The organism is Planobispora rosea, from assembly GCF_014648175.1.
Taxonomy (GTDB): Bacteria; Actinomycetota; Actinomycetes; order Streptosporangiales; family Streptosporangiaceae; genus Planobispora; species Planobispora rosea.
In genome coordinates, this window is the sequence record NZ_BMQP01000027.1 from 91792 (window position 1) to 108109 (window position 16318).

Genomic DNA, 16318 nt, shown 5'->3' on the forward strand with positions numbered 1-16318 from the left:
AACGCGTCCCTCATTCGTGTTGAGGGGATGGTCCCGCCTCCGGCGGGATTCGCGTTCTCCAGGGGTGAGAGATCAAGGGGAGTTCATGCCGCGTGTGTGCGGGCTCGAGGTGTTCCGGCTGGTCCTGCCGTACGGCAGGCGACCGGAGAGCATCCTCGTCAGGCTCACCGACTACGGGGGCATGACCGGCTGGGGCGAGGTGGTCGACTCCGACCCCAAGACGTGGTCGATCCTGCAGGAGCGGCTCGCTCCCGCGCTGATCGGCGTCGACTGGGAGCACCCCGACGAGCTGGGCGTGGTCCCCGGCGGCTCGGCCGCCGACATGGCCTGCTGGGATCTGTGGGCCCGGATGCGGGGCGTCCCGCTGGCCCACGCCCTCGGCGGCAGCCGCACGTCGCTGATGGCCACGGTGCGCATCGGCGCCGAGCGCAACCTGGACAGCCTCATCGCCCGGGTGAACCGGCACGTCTGCGCGGGATACGCGCACATCACCATGGACGTGCACCCCGGCTGGGACGTCGAGCCGCTGCGCGCCGTGCGCATGGCCTACCCGGCCCTGGGCATCGGCCTGGACGCCCGCGGCGCCTACACCGACGTCGAGGCCCTGGAGGCGCTGGACGCCTACACCCCCTCCATGATCGAGCGGCCGTTCACCGGCCCCGGCGGCCTGGCCGACCACGCCGACCTGCAGGAGCGGGTCGCCGCCCCGGTCCTGCTGGAGGTGGGTTCGGCGGTGGAGCTGACGGAGGCGGTCGCCGCGGGAGCGGGCCGGGCGCTGCTGATGCGCCCGGCCGCGCTGGGATCGTTGCGCGAGGTACGGCGGGTGCACGACATCGCGGCGGCGGCGGGCTGGGAGATCGCCTGCGCCGGGGGGCAGGGCACCGGCCTGGCCAGGGCGGCCACCGTCGCCGCCGCCAGCCTGCCCGGGTGCGCCCTCCCGTGCGACGTGGCCGAGCCGCCGCGCAGCGCGCAGATCGTCACCCCGCCGGTGGGCGTCGACGGCGGGGTCGTGGCGGTCCCGCTCACCCAGCCGGGCCTCGGTCACGGGATCGACGAGGACCAGGTGCGCCGCCTGGCCAAGGAGTCCCACCGCGCGTAGGCGGGGCCAGGTCGAACCGTTGACCTCCTCCTTACCATGGAGACGGTGCCACCGCGCGTAGGCGGGGTCAGCCGCAGCCCTCGGTGATGCCCTTGGGCTTGGCGGGGTCGGCCGGCTTGGCCGTGGGCTGTCCCGGCTTCACCTCGGCCCGCGCCGTCACGGTGGCGGACGGGATGGCGGACGGGGTGGCGGCCACGGTGGCGGAGGGCCCGGGGGTGGCGGCCACGAGAGGGGGCGTGACGACCGAGTCGCGGATGGCCTTGACGGTGATCGCGCGGATCTTGGTCCAGTCGGGGTAGCCGGTGTTGATCAGCGGCGGCACGAACTGCACGCTGGTGACCCGGGCGTTCTTGACCTTCAGGGCCAGTGGCACCAGGTGCTCCAGCATCGGGCGCGGGATGTCGGTCCTGATCAGCTCCTTGGTCGCCAGCGCGACCCGGTTGAACCGGGACAGCACGGTCGCCGGGTCGGCCTGGGCGAGCAGCGCGCCCAGCACGCAGCGCTGGCGGCGCATCCGGGTGTAGTCGTCGCTGTTGGTGCGCGAACGGGCGAACCACATCGCGTCGGCGCCGCCGAGCCTGCGGGTGCCCGCTCTGACGAGGCCCTCGTTGTACTTGCCGAAGACCACGTCCTCCGGCACCGTGATGGTCACGCCGCCGATGGCGTCGATGAGCCGGGCGAAGCCCCACATGTTGACCAGGGCGTACCAGTCGATCTCCAGGCCGAGGGTGTAGCCGACGGCGTCGATCAGCGCGTGGGCGCCCTGCCCCTTCCTGCCTCCGAAGATCTCCGGGTGCGCGTCGGCGTACTCCCAGACCCCGAACAGCAGGTCGTCGCGTCCGCCGCCCGGCCCCACGGGGAGCCGGAAGCCGTCGGGGAAACGCTCGGCCATCGGCGTCCCCGGCGTGAACCGTACGTTCTCGAGGTTGCGCGGCAGGCTGAGCAGGACGGTGTTGCCGGTTCTGACGTCGATGCTGGCCACGTTGATGCTGTCGGTCCGGATGCCGGGCCGGTGGTCGTCGGCGTCCCCGCCGAGCAGCAGGATGTTCACCCGACTCCGGCCCGCCCACGGGTCCTGCCGGCGTTCGGTGGGCAGCGGCGTGGGCGGGGCGACGAAGACGTTGTCGAGCGCGGTCTGGGAGACCGCGGCGTACTGCCCGACCAGGCCGAACGGTAACAGCACCGCCACCGCGAGCACGCCCGCGACGATTCCGGCCACGGTCTGACCCGCCCGGGGGAGCGTGCCGGGGCCGAGCACGGTGAAGGAGTGCACGACCAGGGTGAACCAGGCGACTCCGAGCATGAGGGAGACGACGGTGAGGATGGTCAGCCCGGAGGAGGCCACCAGCCGCCCGGCCAGGTCGCCGAGGTCGGAGGTGAGCCCGATCCAGAGCAGGGCGAGCAGGGCGGCGGTGTGGATCGACAGCAGGGTCAGGCCGGTACGGCGCCAGCCGGCTCGCAGGTGGGCGGCCCCGGGGGCGACGGCGGACAGCGCCGTCCATCCGATGACCGCACCGACGCTGGGTGGCTGTGAGCTGTCCACCTGATCCCCGTTTCCTCCGCTTGTGGGCTCTTCATACCCACTCGTGCGCCGTAGGGGGAGATGATAGGTAAATCGTCGGGACATCTAGCGACATGTGAGTTAACGGGATGGAAAGCCCTTCTGATCAGTTCTGTATCCGGAGGGAGCCCGCAAGGCCGGTGCCCGGTCCGCAGCCGGTACTGGAATAAGATTCGGTCATGTCATTCACGGAGATCGAGTACGGCGTGGCCGACGGTGTCGCCACCATCACGCTCAACCGGCCCGAGCGCCTCAACGCCTTCACCTACGTCATGCGCGGCGAACTGATCGAGGCGTTCGACCGCGCCGACGCCGACGACGAGGTCCGCGCCGTGATCGTCACCGGACGGGGCCGGGCCTTCTGCGCCGGGGCCGACCTCGGCGGCGGGGGAGACACCTTCAACCACCGCAGGTCGGAGGAGATGTTCGGCGGCCGGGACACCGTCGACGGCTCGCCCCGCGACGGCGGCGGCACGGTCGTGCTCCGCATCGCCCGCTCCCTCAAGCCGGTCATCGGCGCGATCAACGGCCCGGCCGTCGGCGTCGGCGTGACCATGACGCTCCCGATGGACATCCGGCTCGCCTCCGACACGGCGAAGTTCGGCTTCGTCTTCGCCCGGCGCGGCATCGTGACCGAGGCCGCCTCCAGCTGGTTCCTGCCCCGGATCGTCGGCATCTCCCAGGCGATGGAGTGGGCCGCGACCGGCCGCGTCTTCCCCGCCGCCGAGGCGCTCGCCGGCCGCCTGATCTCGAAGGTCCTCGCCCCCGACGAGCTCCTCCCGGCCGCCCACGCGCTGGCCCGCGAGATCGCCGACAACACCTCCGCCGTCTCGGTCGCCGCCATCCGCCGGCTCATGTGGTCCGGCCTGTCGGCCGCCTCCCCGTGGGAGGCCCACCGCGCCGACTCCAAGCTCATGCACGCACTCGGCGCCGCCCCCGACGCCGCCGAGGGCGTCACGTCGTTCCTGGAGAAGCGCCCGGCGAACTTCCCCATGAAGGTCAGCCAGGACCTCCCCGAGGCGGTCCCCTCCTGGCCGGTCAACCCCTACGAACTATCGTGACGTCCATGTCCGACGTTCTCGGCCCCGACTACGAGCTCACGGTCCTGCCCATGGCCGACGACTACGAGGGCGAGGTCGTCGCCTCCCTCGTACGGCGCCGCGCCACCGCGCCGGCGACCGGCAGGGCCGTGCTCTACGTGCACGGATTCACCGACTACTTCTTCCAGACCCACCTGGCCGACCACTTCGCCGCCCAGGGGACCGACTTCTACGGCCTCGACCTGCGCAAGTACGGCCGCTCGCTGCTGCCGCACCAGACCCGGGGGTTCGTGCGCAGCGTCACCGAGTACTTCCCGGAGATCGACGAGGCGGTCCGGATCATCCGCGAGGAGGACGGCCACGACACGGTCATCCTCAACGCCCACTCCACCGGCGGCCTCATCGCCGCCCTCTGGGCCGACCGGGTCCGCGGCCGGGGCCGCCTGCAGGGCCTGGTGCTCAACAGCCCCTTCTTCGACCTGAACGTCCCCGCCGGCCTGCGGATCGCGGCCGACCTGCTGCGCGGCCCGCTCTCCCGGCTGCCCGTGCGCACCGTGCTGCCCGTGGGCGTGTCCACCGCGTACGGCACCAGCCTGCACCGGGAGCACCACGGCGAGTGGGAGTTCGACCTGGAGTGGAAGCCGGTCGGCGGGTTCCCGGTCCACGCCGCCTGGCTGGCCGCCGTCCGCCGCGCCCAGCGGCGTCTCCACGGCGGTCTGCGGGTGGACGTGCCGGTCCTGGTGCTCTGCGCGGAGAAGGGCCTGCAGATGCGCGACTTCACCCCCGAGGCGCAGGGCGCCGACACCGTGCTCGACCCCGAGCACATCGCCCGCTGGTCCACGCGGGTGGGCGGGCACGTCACGTGCGTCCGGGTGCCCGGCGGCATGCACGACCTGGTGCTCTCGCCCGAGCCCGCGCGCAAGCGGGTCTTCGAGGAGATGGACCGTTGGATCGGCTGCTACCTCTCGCCGGGCGGGTGACGGCGCCGCGGGAATCCGCGGAACCAGGACTTTTGTCGTGGACAACCCGGTATCGACGGATCTTCTGATCGGGGGCCGGTCCCGGCAGCGTTGAACCCATGAGAGTTCTTCTGGCGACAACCGTCCTGCTCACCGCCTGCACCGGCGCACAGCCGCCGCGGGAGGATCCCGCGATCGTCAGGACCGAGGCGGGGGCCGTGCGCGGTACGGTCACCGCCGATCACCGGATCTTCCAGGGTGTCCCGTACGCCGCCGCGGCGCGCTGGGAGCCGCCGCGGCGGGCCGGGACCTGGCGGGGCGTCAAGGACGCCACCACGCCCGGGAACGCGTGCCCGCAGGTCGGCTCCGACTACGCCCCCGTCACGAGCACCACCGAGGACTGCCTGGTGCTCAACGTCACCGCCCCGCGTGAACCGGCGGGCGCGCGGCCGGTCATGGTCTGGCTGCACGGCGACGGCGCGCTCGGGGCGGGACACCACTCCGACGCGCGCAGGCTCGCCTCGCGGGGCGCGGTCGTGGTCACGGTCAACTACCGGCTCGGCGTCTTCGGCGGGTTCGGCTACCCGGGGCTGCGCGGCTCCGGCACGTACGGCCTGCAGGACCAGCAGGCGGCGCTCGCCTGGGTGCGGCGCAACATCCGCGCCTTCGGCGGCGACCCGGGCAACGTGACGCTCTTCGGCGTCTCCTACGGCGCGCTGTCCATCGGCGGGCACCTCACCTCGCCCGGCGCGAAGGGGCTGTTCCACCGGGCGATCATGCAGAGCGGCGAGACCATGATGGACATGCCCGCCGGCAGCATGGTCCCCGGCCTGCCCGCGCAGCCGCACTTCGCCTGGCGCGGCGCCCGGGAGACCGAGCAGCTCGGCGTGCACTACGCCGGGCAGCTCGGCTGCGGCGACCTGGCGTGCCTGCGCGCCCTGCCGGTGGAGAGGATCCTCGGAGTGCCGCAGATCATGAACGCCTTCCAGGCGTACGCCTACGGCAACGAGGTCCTCCCGCAGCCGCCGCCGGAGGCGATCCGCGCGGGGCGCTTCCACCGCGTGCCCGTCCTGGCCGGTGCGACCAGGGACGAGCACCGCCTCTTCGTCGGGATGACCTACGACGCGCAGGGTGAGCCGATCACCGGGCGGCGGTACCGCGAGCTGGTGGCGGAGGCGTTCGGCCAGGACGCCGCGCGCGTCCTGCGGCGGTATCCGGCGCGGGACTTCGCCTCCCCGGGCATCGCGTGGGCGACGGTCCTGACCGACCGGATGTGGGCCCGGGCCACCCACGAGCAGAACACCCTGCTCGCCCGGCGCGCACCGGTCTACGGCTACGAGTTCGCCGACCGTGACGCGCCGATGTTCCTGCCGCTGGGGACGGACTTCGACTGGGGCGCCTACCACGCGGGCGACCTGCCCTACCTCTTCCCGGACCCGGCGGCGGAGCTCGACGCGGGCCAGCGCGAGCTGTCCCGGCAGATGGTCGCCTACTGGACGAACTTCGCCCGCACCGGCGACCCCAACGGCCCCGGCCTGCCCGCCTGGCCGCGTGTGGAACGGGGCGTGCAGTCCCTGGCGCCGGGCGCGGTCCGGCCCGTCGACTACGCGGCCGGGCACCGGCTGGACTTCTGGAACCGGCGCGGACCGGATGCGGAAAGGCGCGGGCCGGATGTGGAGGGGCGCGGACCGGGCACGGAGGAACACGGACCGGCGAACTAGCGTGGATCGGGTGAGAGCTGACGTGGACGGGGCGGGAAACGGCGTGGACCGGACGTGGAGCGGTCCCGCCGCGTTCTCCTTCTGGGTGGCGCTGGTCTTCTTCCCGGCCGCCGACCTGGCCCGCGGCTTCCGGTGGACGGAGGCCGCGGGCCTGGCCGCGGTCACCGCCTGCTACCTGCTGGGCGTGCGGGCCGCCTTCGGGCGGCCCGCCGCCGCGCGCGCCGCGCTGACCGCCCTGGCCGGTGTCACACTGGCCGGATGCGCGGTCTACGGCGGGACGTGGTTCTACCTGTGCCCGCTGGTCTCCATCGCCTGCGGGCTGGTGCTGGGCGGCAGGGCCGTGCCGGTGGCCCTGGCCGCGGTGACCCTCGCCTCCATGGCGGTCACGCTCTGGAAGGGCGGGGGCCAGGACGCGGTCGCCGCCGTCACCTGGGGCACCGGCATCGCGGGCGTCGTCGTCCACGTCACCCTCCAGCTGCACCGGACCCGGCGGGAGCTGGCCCTGGCCGCGGTGGGCGAGGAACGCGAGCGTTTCTCCCGCGACCTGCACGACCTGCTCGGGCACACGCTCTCGCTGATGGTCGTCAAGGCCGAGGCGGTGCGCAGGCTGGCCCCCCGGGACGCCGCCGCGGCCGCCCGGCAGGCCGCCGACATCGAGACCATCGGCCGCCGGGCGCTGGCCGAGGTGCGCGCCGCCGTCTCGGGCTACCGGGGGCGCGGGCTGGCCGGGGAGCTGGACGCCGCGGACGCGGCATTGCGGGCCGCCGGGGTGCGGGCGGTCGTCGGCGCCGGTGAGGTACGGCTCGCGCCGCACGCCGACGCGCTGCTCGGCTGGGCCGTACGGGAGGGCGTCACCAACGTGATCCGCCACGCCGGGGCCGCGGTGTGCGAGATCCGGGTGAGCGAGGGAAGGGGAGAGGCCGTGCTGGAGATCGTGGACGACGGGGCCGCCGGGCCGGGGGAGTGGGGCAACGGGCTGCGCGGGCTGGCCGAGCGGGCGGCCGCCGCGGGAGCGGCGTTCGAGGCCGGTCCCGCGGAGGGGGGCGGGTTTCGCCTCCGGATGGCGGTGCCGGTGCTGCCGCCCGGGGACGCACCGCCCGGGGGCGCGGCGGGCGGGGGCGCGCCGTTCGGGGGCGCGGCGGACGGGAGTGCGGCGGACGGGAGTGCGGCGGGCCGTCCCGGGGAGACCGCGTGATCCGGGTGATGATCGCCGAGGACCAGGGCATGATGCGCGACGCCCTGGCGCTGCTGCTGGACATGGAGGACGACATCGAGATCGTCGCCCAGACGGGAGACGGTGAGACGATCACCGACGTCGCCCGGCGGGTCCGTCCCGACGTCGTCCTGCTCGACGTCGAGATGCCCGGCCGCAGCGGCCTCGACGCCGTCGGCGAGCTGTCCCGCGACGGCGCCGTCGTCCTGGTCGTGACCACCTTCGCCAGGGCCGGTTACCTGCGCAGGGCGATGGAGTCCGGCGCGGCGGGCTTCCTGGTGAAGGACGGCCCCGTGGAGGATCTGGCCGCCGCGATCCGCAGGGCCGTGGCCGGTGAGCGGATCGTCGACCCCGCCCTGGCCGCCGAGGCGCTCAACGCCGGGCCGAGCCCGCTGACCGGCCGTGAGCGCGAGGTGCTCGCCGCGGCCCTCGACGGCGCCGCCATCGCCGATCTCGCCGCCCGGCTCCACCTGTCGGAGAGCACCGTGCGCAACCACCTGTCGTCGGCCATCGGGAAAACCCACACCCGCAACCGGATCGAGGCCGCGCGGCTCGCCCGCGACAACGGGTGGCTCTGAAGCGGCTCTGCGGTGGCTCTGGTCTCCCCGGCCCCGGGGCGCCGTCACCAGGGCAGGGCGAACAGGCTGTAGTAGGCCGCCGCGACCAGCAGCAGACCGGTCCCGCCGAGCACCCCGGCGATCGCGACGTGCTGCGGGCGGCTGGGCCGCCAGCCCTCCCGCAGCGCGGAGACGACGGCGGCGACGGCTGTGACCTCCTGCAGGAGCATCAGCACGGCCAGGGCCCTGACCACCAGCCAGCCGGCGAGCACCGCGGGCCAGGCCCCCGCCTGGTTCACCGAGAACAGCACCAGCAGGACGATGAGCGCCATCACCGAGGCGAGCAGCCCGAGCGCGGTCCACGCCATCTGCCGGAACCGGCGCCGGATCGGCGGCCAGAGCCGGGCGTTGGCCTCGGCGGGCAGGTGGCGGCCGCGCAGCCGTACCACCATCGCGGCCACCGGACCGGCCACGTACCCGACGGCGGCCAGGCAGAGCGTGAGACCCAGGACCGCGCCCCCGGCGTACCACGGGGCGACGGGAACGTCGCTGGCCTCGAAGCGCTGGACCGGGGTGGCGCCCGCGAGGGGCACCGCGGGACGGGCCGTGCCGGGCAGGCCCGTGACCCAGTTGGCCAGCGTCTCCAGGTAGCCCGGGGCGAACGGCCCGCCGTGCAGGCGCATGCCGTGGTCGGCCCCGTCGAGGTAGCGGATCGTGTAGTCCGGATTGCCCCCCGCCGTGAGCGCGCGGGTGAGCGCCCGGGTGCTCTCCACGAACGGGATCGACGGGTCGCGCGTGCCGTACAGCGCCAGGACCGGCTGGCGCGTCCGGCGCAGCGCGGGCTCGGCGTCGTGGCGCAGGAAGTTCATGTCCACCGCGCCCATCGCCCGGATGAGCAGCTCGCGCACCCCGCCCGGTGCGTGCAGCCGGTCCAGCTGCTCGCCCAGCGCCCAGCTGACCTGCCGCAGCGGCGAGACGTTCGGCGCGGAGACCAGCACGGCGAAGGAGACGTCGTCGCTCCGGGAGGCGGCGATGGGCACCACCCAGCTGCCCTCGCTGACCCCCCACAGGCCGGTGCGCGCCGGGTCGACGTCGGGGCGCTTGCGCAGCTCGGCCAGGACGCTCAGCGCGTCGTCGGCGAGCAGCCCGAAGTCGCGGTGGCGGAAGTCGTAGCCCACCGTCCGCTTGTCGTAGACGAGCGTGACGATCCCCGCTCTGGCCAGCCACTCGGCCTGCGTGGTGAACTCATCGCGCAGGCCCGCACCCGCGCCCTGCACGAAGACGAGCGCCGGGTGCCTGCCGGGGGTGAGCGGCGCGCGGATCGTCGCCCCCAGGGTGGTGCCGCGGACCCGGACGGTGATGTCCTGGGTGCTGATCCCGGCGGTGGCGGTGACCGCCCGGCGCTCGGCCGGGGGCTGGGCGGGCAGGGAATGGAAGGCCGGGTCCACGTTCAGCGGCGCCGGATCGAACGGCGGCGGCAGGGTGTAGCCCACCGTCGCGAGAGCCACCATGATCAAACCGGCGGCCACGCCCATCGTGCCACGGCCCACCCGCATGCCGATACGCTCCCCGATCCCCGCGACTGTCATGTGTTCGGATGGTTTTCGTCACATTCTCCTTTAGATCTTCAAGCCTACTCGTAACAGGCGTTTCCCGGCATTGCCCAACGGCGCGGGCGAGAGCGGAGGGGTAAGAGTGGCGTCATTTGTCGCTGAGGGCTGTTAGCTTCAGGCGACATGCGGGTGCTGCACACATCGGACTGGCATCTGGGCCGCTCGTTCCACCGGGAGAGCCTCCTCGCGGCCCAGGGCGTGTTCGTCGACCACCTGATCGAGACGGTCAGGTCCGAGCGGGTCGACGTGGTCGTCGTCTCCGGCGACGTCTACGACCGGGCGCTGCCCTCGGTCGACGCGGTGGACCTGTGCAACCAGGCGCTGCGGCGGCTGGTCGCCGAGGGCGTGCGCACCGTCCTGATCAGCGGGAACCACGACTCCGCGCGCCGCCTGGGCTTCGGCGCCGAGCTGATCGACGCCGCGGGCGTGCACCTGCGCACCGATCCCGCCCGGGTCGGCGAGCCCGTGGTGATCGAGGACCCGGCGGGCGGCGCCGCGGGGGAGGTCGCCTTCTACGGCATCCCCTACCTGGAGCCCGAGCTGGTCCGCGGCCCGTGGGAGCTGCCCGAGCGCAGCCACACCGCCGCGATCGGGCACGCCATGTCCCTGATCCGGGCGGACGCGGCCCGGCGCGGCACCCGGTCTGTGGTTCTGGCCCACGCGTTCGTGACCGGCGGCCGGGGCAGCGACAGCGAGCGCGACATCAGCGTCGGCGGTCTCGCGCACGTCCCGGTCACGGCCTTCGACGGCGCCGACTACGTCGCCCTGGGCCACCTGCACGGCCGCCAGAGGATGACCGAGACCGTGCGCTACAGCGGGTCCCCGATCGCCTACTCCTTCTCCGAGGCCGACCAGGTGAAGGGCTCGTGGCTGGTGGAGCTGGGGCCGGACGGGTTCGCCGGCGCCGAGTTCGCCGAGGCGCCGGTGCCCCGGCGGCTCGGGCGGCTCACCGGCCGCCTGGACGACCTGCTCACCTCCGCCGAGTACGCCGACCACGAGGACCGCTGGCTCCAGGTGACGCTCACCGACCCGGTCCGCCCCAAGGGCGCGATGGAGCGCCTGCGGACCCGCTTCGCGCACACGCTCACCCTCGCCTTCGAGCCCGAGGGCGGCGTCCGGGAGACGGTGACCCGCGCCCGGACCGCAGGCAGGCCCGAGATCGAGGTGGCGCTCGACTTCGTCCGGGAGGTGCGCGGCGAGGCCGCCGACGCCGACGAGATCGTGCTGCTCCAGCGGGCCGTGGAGGCCTGCCGTACCAAGGAGGCGATGGCGTAGATGCGCCCGCACCGCCTGTGGATCACCGCGTTCGGCTCGTTCCCCGGGGAGGAGGAGGTCGACTTCGACGCCCTCTCCGAGGCCGGGCTGTTCCTGATCCACGGCCCCACCGGCGCGGGCAAGACCACCGTGCTGGACGCGCTGTGCTACGCCCTCTACGGCCAGGTGCCCGGCCAGCGCAACAGCGCCAGGAGCCTGCGCTGCGACCACGCTCCCCCGAGCCGGGGCCCGCGCGTGGTCCTGGAGGTCACCATCCGGGGGCGCCGCTTCAGGATCACCCGCTCGCCCGCCTGGCAGCGCCCCAAGCAGCGCGGTACCGGCACCACCGAGGAGAAGGCCAAGGTCATCGTCGAGGAGCTGCTCGCCTCCGGCGAGTGGACCGGGCTGACCACCCGCGCCGACGAGGCCGGAGAGCTGGTCAGCGGCCTGCTCGGGATGAACGCCGCCCAGTTCTGTCAGGTCGCCATGTTGCCCCAGGGAGATTTCGCCCGTTTCCTGCGCGCCGACGGGGAGGAGCGGCGCAAGGTCCTGGAACGCCTCTTCTCCGTGAAGATCTACGCCGCCGCCGAGTCCTGGCTCGCCGACCGCCGCACCGAGGCCTTCCGTGACCAGCAGGCCCTCCGCAGGGAGGTCGACTCCGTCGTCCACCGCATCGAGGAGGCCGCCGGCCCCGAGCTCCTGGCCGCCCTCGCCGCCTCCGCGGAGATCCCCTCCGCGGACGGGGACGACCCCTCCGCGGACGCTCTCTTCACGCCCGGGGACGACCCCTCGGAGGCTCTCTTCCTCCTTCCCGGCGCGGAACCGGGCCCGGCGGGGCCCGCCGGGGCGGTCTCGGCGGAGGACGACCCGCTGGGCTGGGCGGACGCGCTCGTGACGCTGGCCGGGGAGGCGGCCGCCGCGGTGACCGGCGAGGAGATCGAGGCCGCCGTGCTGGAGGCGCGCAGGCGCCTGGAGGACGGTGCCGCCCTGGCGGACCGGCGCCGGCGCCACGCCGAGGCGCTGACGCGGAGCCGGGCGCTGGAGGAGCGCGCCGAGGAGCGCGCCGACCTGGAGGCGATCCTCGCGGAGGCGGCCCGGGCCGACCGGGTGCTGCCCCTGATCCAGGAGGCCGGGCAACGGGCCGAGACCGCGGCCAAGACCCGCGACCTGGCCGCCGACGCGCTCACCCGCGCCCTCCCGCTGCTGCGCCGGGCCGGTTCCGCGGCCGGAGGGGAGGACCCCGTCACCGGTCCCGGCCGTCCCGCCGCGCCGGGACGCGGCTCGGACGGCGCTCCCGGGTCCGCCGAGGAGCGGAGCGTCAGCCCGGACCTGCTCGCCGCGCTGGAGCGGGACCGGCGAGACGAGATCACCCGCCTGGGCGAGCTGCGCGCCGAGGAGACGCGGCTGGGGGAGATCCTCCGGGAGCGGGAACGGGAGGAGCTGGAGATCACCCGGCTGGCCGGGGAACAGGCCGGGGTCGAGGCCCGTCTGCGGGTCCTGCCCGGTCTCCGGGACGGGCTGGACGCCCGCCTCACCGCCGCCCGGCTGGACGCCGCCCGCCTGCCCGCGGCCGAGTCGGCCAGGGAGACCGCGGCCGTCCGCCTCCGGGCGGTCGAGGACCGCGACCGCCTGGCCGCCGACCTGGCCGCCGCCCGGAGGGAGCTGGCGGAGCGGCTCTCCGCCCTGCCCGTGACGGGTGAGGCCGTTCCCGGCGACGCGGAAGGGGACCCGGCCGGATCCGGGAGCGTGACCGTGGACGCGGATGCTTCCTGGAAGGGGGCCGACCTCCGGGGCTTGGCTGTCCCGGAGGGCGTGATCGGATCCGGGGGTGTGGATGTTCCCTGGGAGGTGACCGGGCTCAGGGAGGCGCTGGTCTCCCGGGAGCGGGAGCGCCGTGACGCCCTCGCCGGGCTGGAAGGGCTCCGCGCCGACGAGGCGCGCCTGGCGGAGCTGGACGCCGAACTCGCCGCCCTCGACGCGGACCTTCAGGACCTGACCGGGCAGGAGGCCGCGCTCGCCGGATCCCAGCGGGAGCTGCCCGCCGCGCTCGCCGAGGCGTCCGCCCGGCTGGCCGCCGTCCGGGCCGAGGCGGCCGGGGTCCCGGCGGCCCAGGCGGCCGCCGAGGCCGCCGCCGCCGTGCTGGAGGCCGCCCGGCGCCGTGACGCGCTCCAGGCCGAACTCGAGACGGCGCGCATCGTCAAGGCCGAGGCCGTCGACCGCGCCCAGGACCTCCGCGACCGGCTCCAGCGCGTCCGGCAGGCCCGCATCGACGGGATGGCGGCCGAGCTCGCCGCCGGGCTGGTCCCCGGTGAGGCGTGCGTGGTCTGCGGCTCGCCCGACCACCCCGCCCCGGCGGCCCCGGCGGAGGAGGCGCCCACCGCCGACGACGAGCGTGCCGCCCAGGGCGACTACGACGCGGCCACCGACCGGCGGCAGGCCGCCGAGAGCACGGTCGCCGCCCTCACCTCCCAGCTGGACGATGCCGTCGCCGTCGCCGGCGGGCTCGCCGTCGCGGAGGCCGGGGAGGCGCTCGCCGCGGCGCGGGAGAAACTCGCCGAGCTGCTCTCCGCCGCCGAGGCCGAACCCGCTCTCGCCGCCGGGCTGGACCGGGTCACCGCCGAACTGGAGGCGGTGAAGGAGCGTGCCGGGGAGATCGACCGGCGCCTGGCCGAGGGGCGGGCCCGCAGGGCCGGGGCGCGGGCCGAGCAGTCCCGGCTGACGGCCCGCCTCGACGGGGCCCGGGGCGCGGACCCGACCGTCCGGGCCCGCCGCGACCGTCTCGCCGCCGAGACCGCCGCGCTCGCCCTCGCCCTGACCGCGGTGGCACGGGTGGAGGAGACCTCCGCCCTGCACCGGGAGGCGTCCACCCGGTACGGCATCGACCGGGGTCCGGCCGCCGATCCCGCTGACGCGCCCGCCGCGGGGGACACGACCGGGGACGCAGCCGGGGACGCAGCCGGGGACGCAGCCGGGGACGCGGCGGCGGACGGGTCCCGCGCGCTGAGCGCCGCCCGGGCGGCCGAGGACCTGCGGGAGGCGGAGCGGCTGCTGTCCGGGCTGCGGGAGGCGGCGGGCGCCGTTCCCGTGCTCGAGACCGAGCTCGGGGGCCTCGTCGCCGAGCTCAGGGAGCTGGAGGAACGGTCGCGCGGGCTCGCGGTGGGCCTGTCCGCGCGCCGCGCGAACGTGGAACGGCTCACCGCCGAGGCCGGCCGGATGACGGCGCGCCTCGACGCGGCCCGGGGGGAGGACCCGACGCTGGCGGCCCGGCTGGAGCGGCTGGCCGACGAGGCCGAGCTGCTCAGGGAGGCCGCCGAGGCCGCCGGGCAGGAACGGGCCGCAGCCGCCGAGCTGGAGGCGGCCCTGGCGCGGGCCGGGGCCGCCGCCGCAGAGGCGGGGTTCCTGGGACTCGAGGACGCCCGCGCGGCGGTCCGGCCGGCCGCCGAGCAGGCGGACAAGGCCGAACGTCTCCGCGAGCTCGACCGGGAGCGCGCCGCCGTCGACGCCCGGCTGGCCGACCCGGAGCTGATCGCCGCCGCTGCGGAACCCGAACCCGACCTGACCGCGCTGGAGGCGGCCCGGGACGCCGCCGACGCCGCGCACGCGGCCTTCCTGGCCACCCGGGACCGCGCCGAGAGCCGCCGCGACCGGCTGGTCGCGCTCCGCGCCGAGCTGGCCGGGTGCCTGGGCCGCTGGCGGCCCGCCGCCGAACGCCACCGTCTGGCCGACCGGCTCGCCGCCCTGACCAGCGGCAACTCCTCCGACAACCGGTGGAGCATGCGGCTGTCGTCCTACGTGCTCGGCGAGCGGCTCCGGCAGGTCGTCGACTCGGCCAACGAGCGGCTGGACCACATGTCGGGCGGGCGCTACCTCCTGGAGCACGACCTCAGGCGGTCGGCGGGCGACCGGAGCAGATCCGGCGGCGGGCTCGGCCTGCGCGTCCTCGACGGCTGGACCGGGGTGGACCGCGACCCCGCGACCCTGTCCGGCGGGGAGGGCTTCATCACCTCGCTGGCGCTCGCCCTCGGCCTGGCCGACGTGGTCACCGCCGAGGCCGGGGGAGTGGAGCTCGGCACGCTGTTCGTGGACGAGGGGTTCGGCACACTCGACGAGGACACCCTGGACGGGGTCCTCGACATCCTGGACGGCCTGCGCGACGGCGGGCGGGCCGTCGGCATCGTCAGCCACGTGGGCGAGCTGCGCACCCGGATCCCCGCCCGGCTCCACGTCCGCAAGGACCGCCACGGCTCGTCCATCCACCAGTGATCCAGGGTCGCCGGTGTCCCAGAGGCGAGTGTGGCGATAGCTCCCACAGCATGTAACAATTCGCCTACTCTAAGGATTGTTTGCGATCCGCCGATGGAGCGGCATGGACAGTTCTCGGGTTTGGCGTGTCTATCTCCTCGGCGGCTTCGTCGTCCTGGGGATTTTCATGCTGCTGCCGTACGGCATGCCCCGGGACGTGCTGTACGTCGTGATCGGTCTGTGCGGTGTGGTGGCCATGCTGGTGTCGGCCGCCCGGTTCCGCAGCGCGGTGTCCCTTCCCTGGGCGTTGATGGGAACCGGCGTGCTCATGGCGGTCCTCGGCGACGGTCTGTGGGTCTACTACGAGCACATCGCCGAGGTGAACCCGTTCCCCTCTCTGGCGGACGGCTTCTACCTGCTGGAGTATCCGATCGTCGCGGCCGCTCTGCACATCCTCGCCCGGCGCCGCCGCTCTCCCGCCGACCGGGAGTCCCGGTTGGACAGCGCCATCCTCGTCGTTGGCCTGGTGCTGCCGTACTGGGTGCTGCTGATCGACCCCCGGCTCGACAGCGACGGCCCGGTCCTCACCCGGGCGATCCTGCTGGGGTATCCCCTCGCCGACGCGCTGATGCTCGCCGGACTCGTACGGCTGCTGACCACCGCGGGCGCACGCACACCCGCCTTCCGGATGATCACAGCGGCGCTGGTGGGCGTGCTCGCGGGTGACGTGGTCTTCGTCCTGGTGGAGGACCCGCAGGGGTTCAGCCTGTCGCTCGGTGTCATCCCCTTCTTGACGGCCTACCTGCTCTGGGGCGCGGCGGCGCTGCACCCCTCCGCCCCCGACCTGCTGCGCGCCACTCCGGAGGCGGCTCCCTCCCTCACCCCCGGCGGTTGCTCACCCTCACCGCCGTCGTCCTGCTCGCCCCCGGCACCCTGATCGTGCAGCTCGCCTTCGGGCTGGAACCGAGCACCTGGGCCGTGGCCGTCACCTCCGCCGCGCTGTTCATGCTGGTCGTGGCCCGCATGGCCGCCATGCTGCGACGCATGCAGGAACAGGCC

At 74.7% G+C, this 16318-nt stretch carries 11 protein-coding genes; 9 read left to right on the forward strand and 2 right to left on the reverse strand.

Annotation, left to right across the window (positions count from 1 at the left end; genetic code table 11):
* Positions 1 to 85 precede the first annotated feature (85 nt).
* Positions 86 to 1099 (forward strand): enolase C-terminal domain-like protein, encoded by a 1014-nt coding sequence (locus IEZ08_RS25100; RefSeq protein ID WP_189243103.1) that lies wholly within the window; start codon positions 86 to 88, stop codon positions 1097 to 1099.
* A 67-nt stretch (positions 1100 to 1166) separates the two neighbouring features.
* Here IEZ08_RS25100 and IEZ08_RS25105 read toward each other — a convergent pair whose 3' ends face one another.
* Positions 1167 to 2642, reverse strand: coding sequence for an LCP family protein (locus IEZ08_RS25105; RefSeq protein ID WP_229803483.1), 1476 nt, complete (start codon positions 2640 to 2642; stop codon positions 1167 to 1169).
* Between the two features lie 197 nt (positions 2643 to 2839).
* Between IEZ08_RS25105 and IEZ08_RS25110 the strand changes: the two genes are divergently transcribed.
* From IEZ08_RS25110 to IEZ08_RS25130, 5 genes are all read left to right on the forward strand, one after another.
* On the forward strand, positions 2840 to 3721 hold the full coding sequence (locus IEZ08_RS25110; protein ID WP_068924509.1) for a crotonase/enoyl-CoA hydratase family protein: 882 nt from the start codon (positions 2840 to 2842) through the stop codon (positions 3719 to 3721).
* A 5-nt stretch (positions 3722 to 3726) separates the two neighbouring features.
* Complete coding sequence (locus IEZ08_RS25115) at positions 3727 to 4680, forward strand: alpha/beta hydrolase (RefSeq protein WP_068928948.1); 954 nt, start codon at positions 3727 to 3729, stop codon at positions 4678 to 4680.
* Positions 4681 to 4778: 98 nt separating this feature from the next.
* Positions 4779 to 6380, forward strand: coding sequence for a carboxylesterase/lipase family protein (locus IEZ08_RS25120; RefSeq protein ID WP_189243105.1), 1602 nt, complete (start codon positions 4779 to 4781; stop codon positions 6378 to 6380).
* 10 nt (positions 6381 to 6390) lie between these two features.
* The gene (locus IEZ08_RS25125; protein WP_203863265.1) at positions 6391 to 7575 is read left to right on the forward strand and encodes a sensor histidine kinase; all 1185 of its coding nucleotides are present in this window, start codon (positions 6391 to 6393) and stop codon (positions 7573 to 7575) included.
* Positions 7572 to 8171, forward strand: coding sequence for a response regulator transcription factor (locus tag IEZ08_RS25130; protein ID WP_189243106.1), 600 nt, complete (start codon positions 7572 to 7574; stop codon positions 8169 to 8171). The genes IEZ08_RS25125 and IEZ08_RS25130 overlap by 4 nt, the downstream gene beginning before the upstream one ends.
* A 44-nt stretch (positions 8172 to 8215) precedes the next feature.
* Here the strand turns inward: IEZ08_RS25130 and IEZ08_RS25135 are convergent, their stop codons facing one another.
* Positions 8216 to 9739: an alpha/beta hydrolase family protein gene (locus IEZ08_RS25135; RefSeq protein ID WP_229803484.1), complete on the reverse strand. Its 1524-nt coding sequence runs from the start codon at positions 9737 to 9739 to the stop codon at positions 8216 to 8218.
* Between the two features lie 147 nt (positions 9740 to 9886).
* Here IEZ08_RS25135 and IEZ08_RS25140 point away from each other — a divergent pair, with 147 nt between their 5' ends.
* The 3 genes from IEZ08_RS25140 (at position 9887) to IEZ08_RS25150 (ending at position 16196) form a co-directional block, all read left to right on the forward strand.
* A complete protein-coding gene (locus tag IEZ08_RS25140; RefSeq protein ID WP_189243107.1) occupies positions 9887 to 11038 on the forward strand; it encodes an exonuclease SbcCD subunit D in 1152 nt (383 codons plus the stop codon).
* Complete coding sequence (locus IEZ08_RS40345; protein WP_189243108.1) at positions 11039 to 15280, forward strand: AAA family ATPase; 4242 nt, start codon at positions 11039 to 11041, stop codon at positions 15278 to 15280.
* A gap of 103 nt (positions 15281 to 15383) precedes the next feature.
* A complete protein-coding gene (locus IEZ08_RS25150) occupies positions 15384 to 16196 on the forward strand; it encodes a hypothetical protein (protein ID WP_189243109.1) in 813 nt (270 codons plus the stop codon).
* Positions 16197 to 16318 lie beyond the last annotated feature (122 nt).

What these genes read in the sequence shown, in the direction of transcription:
- IEZ08_RS25100 (WP_189243103.1), top strand. Translation starts at nt 86, where the DNA reads ATGCCGCGTGTGTGCGGGCTCGAGGTGTTCCGGCTGGTCCTGCCGTAC.
- IEZ08_RS25110 (WP_068924509.1), top strand. Translation starts at nt 2,840, where the DNA reads ATGTCATTCACGGAGATCGAGTACGGCGTGGCCGACGGTGTCGCCACC.
- IEZ08_RS25115 (WP_068928948.1), top strand. Translation starts at nt 3,727, where the DNA reads ATGTCCGACGTTCTCGGCCCCGACTACGAGCTCACGGTCCTGCCCATG.
- IEZ08_RS25120 (WP_189243105.1), top strand. Translation starts at nt 4,779, where the DNA reads ATGAGAGTTCTTCTGGCGACAACCGTCCTGCTCACCGCCTGCACCGGC.
- IEZ08_RS25135 (WP_229803484.1), bottom strand. Translation starts at nt 9,739, where the DNA reads ATGACAGTCGCGGGGATCGGGGAGCGTATCGGCATGCGGGTGGGCCGT.
- IEZ08_RS25140 (WP_189243107.1), top strand. Translation starts at nt 9,887, where the DNA reads ATGCGGGTGCTGCACACATCGGACTGGCATCTGGGCCGCTCGTTCCAC.
- IEZ08_RS40345 (WP_189243108.1), top strand. Translation starts at nt 11,039, where the DNA reads ATGCGCCCGCACCGCCTGTGGATCACCGCGTTCGGCTCGTTCCCCGGG.
- IEZ08_RS25150 (WP_189243109.1), top strand. Translation starts at nt 15,384, where the DNA reads ATGGACAGTTCTCGGGTTTGGCGTGTCTATCTCCTCGGCGGCTTCGTC.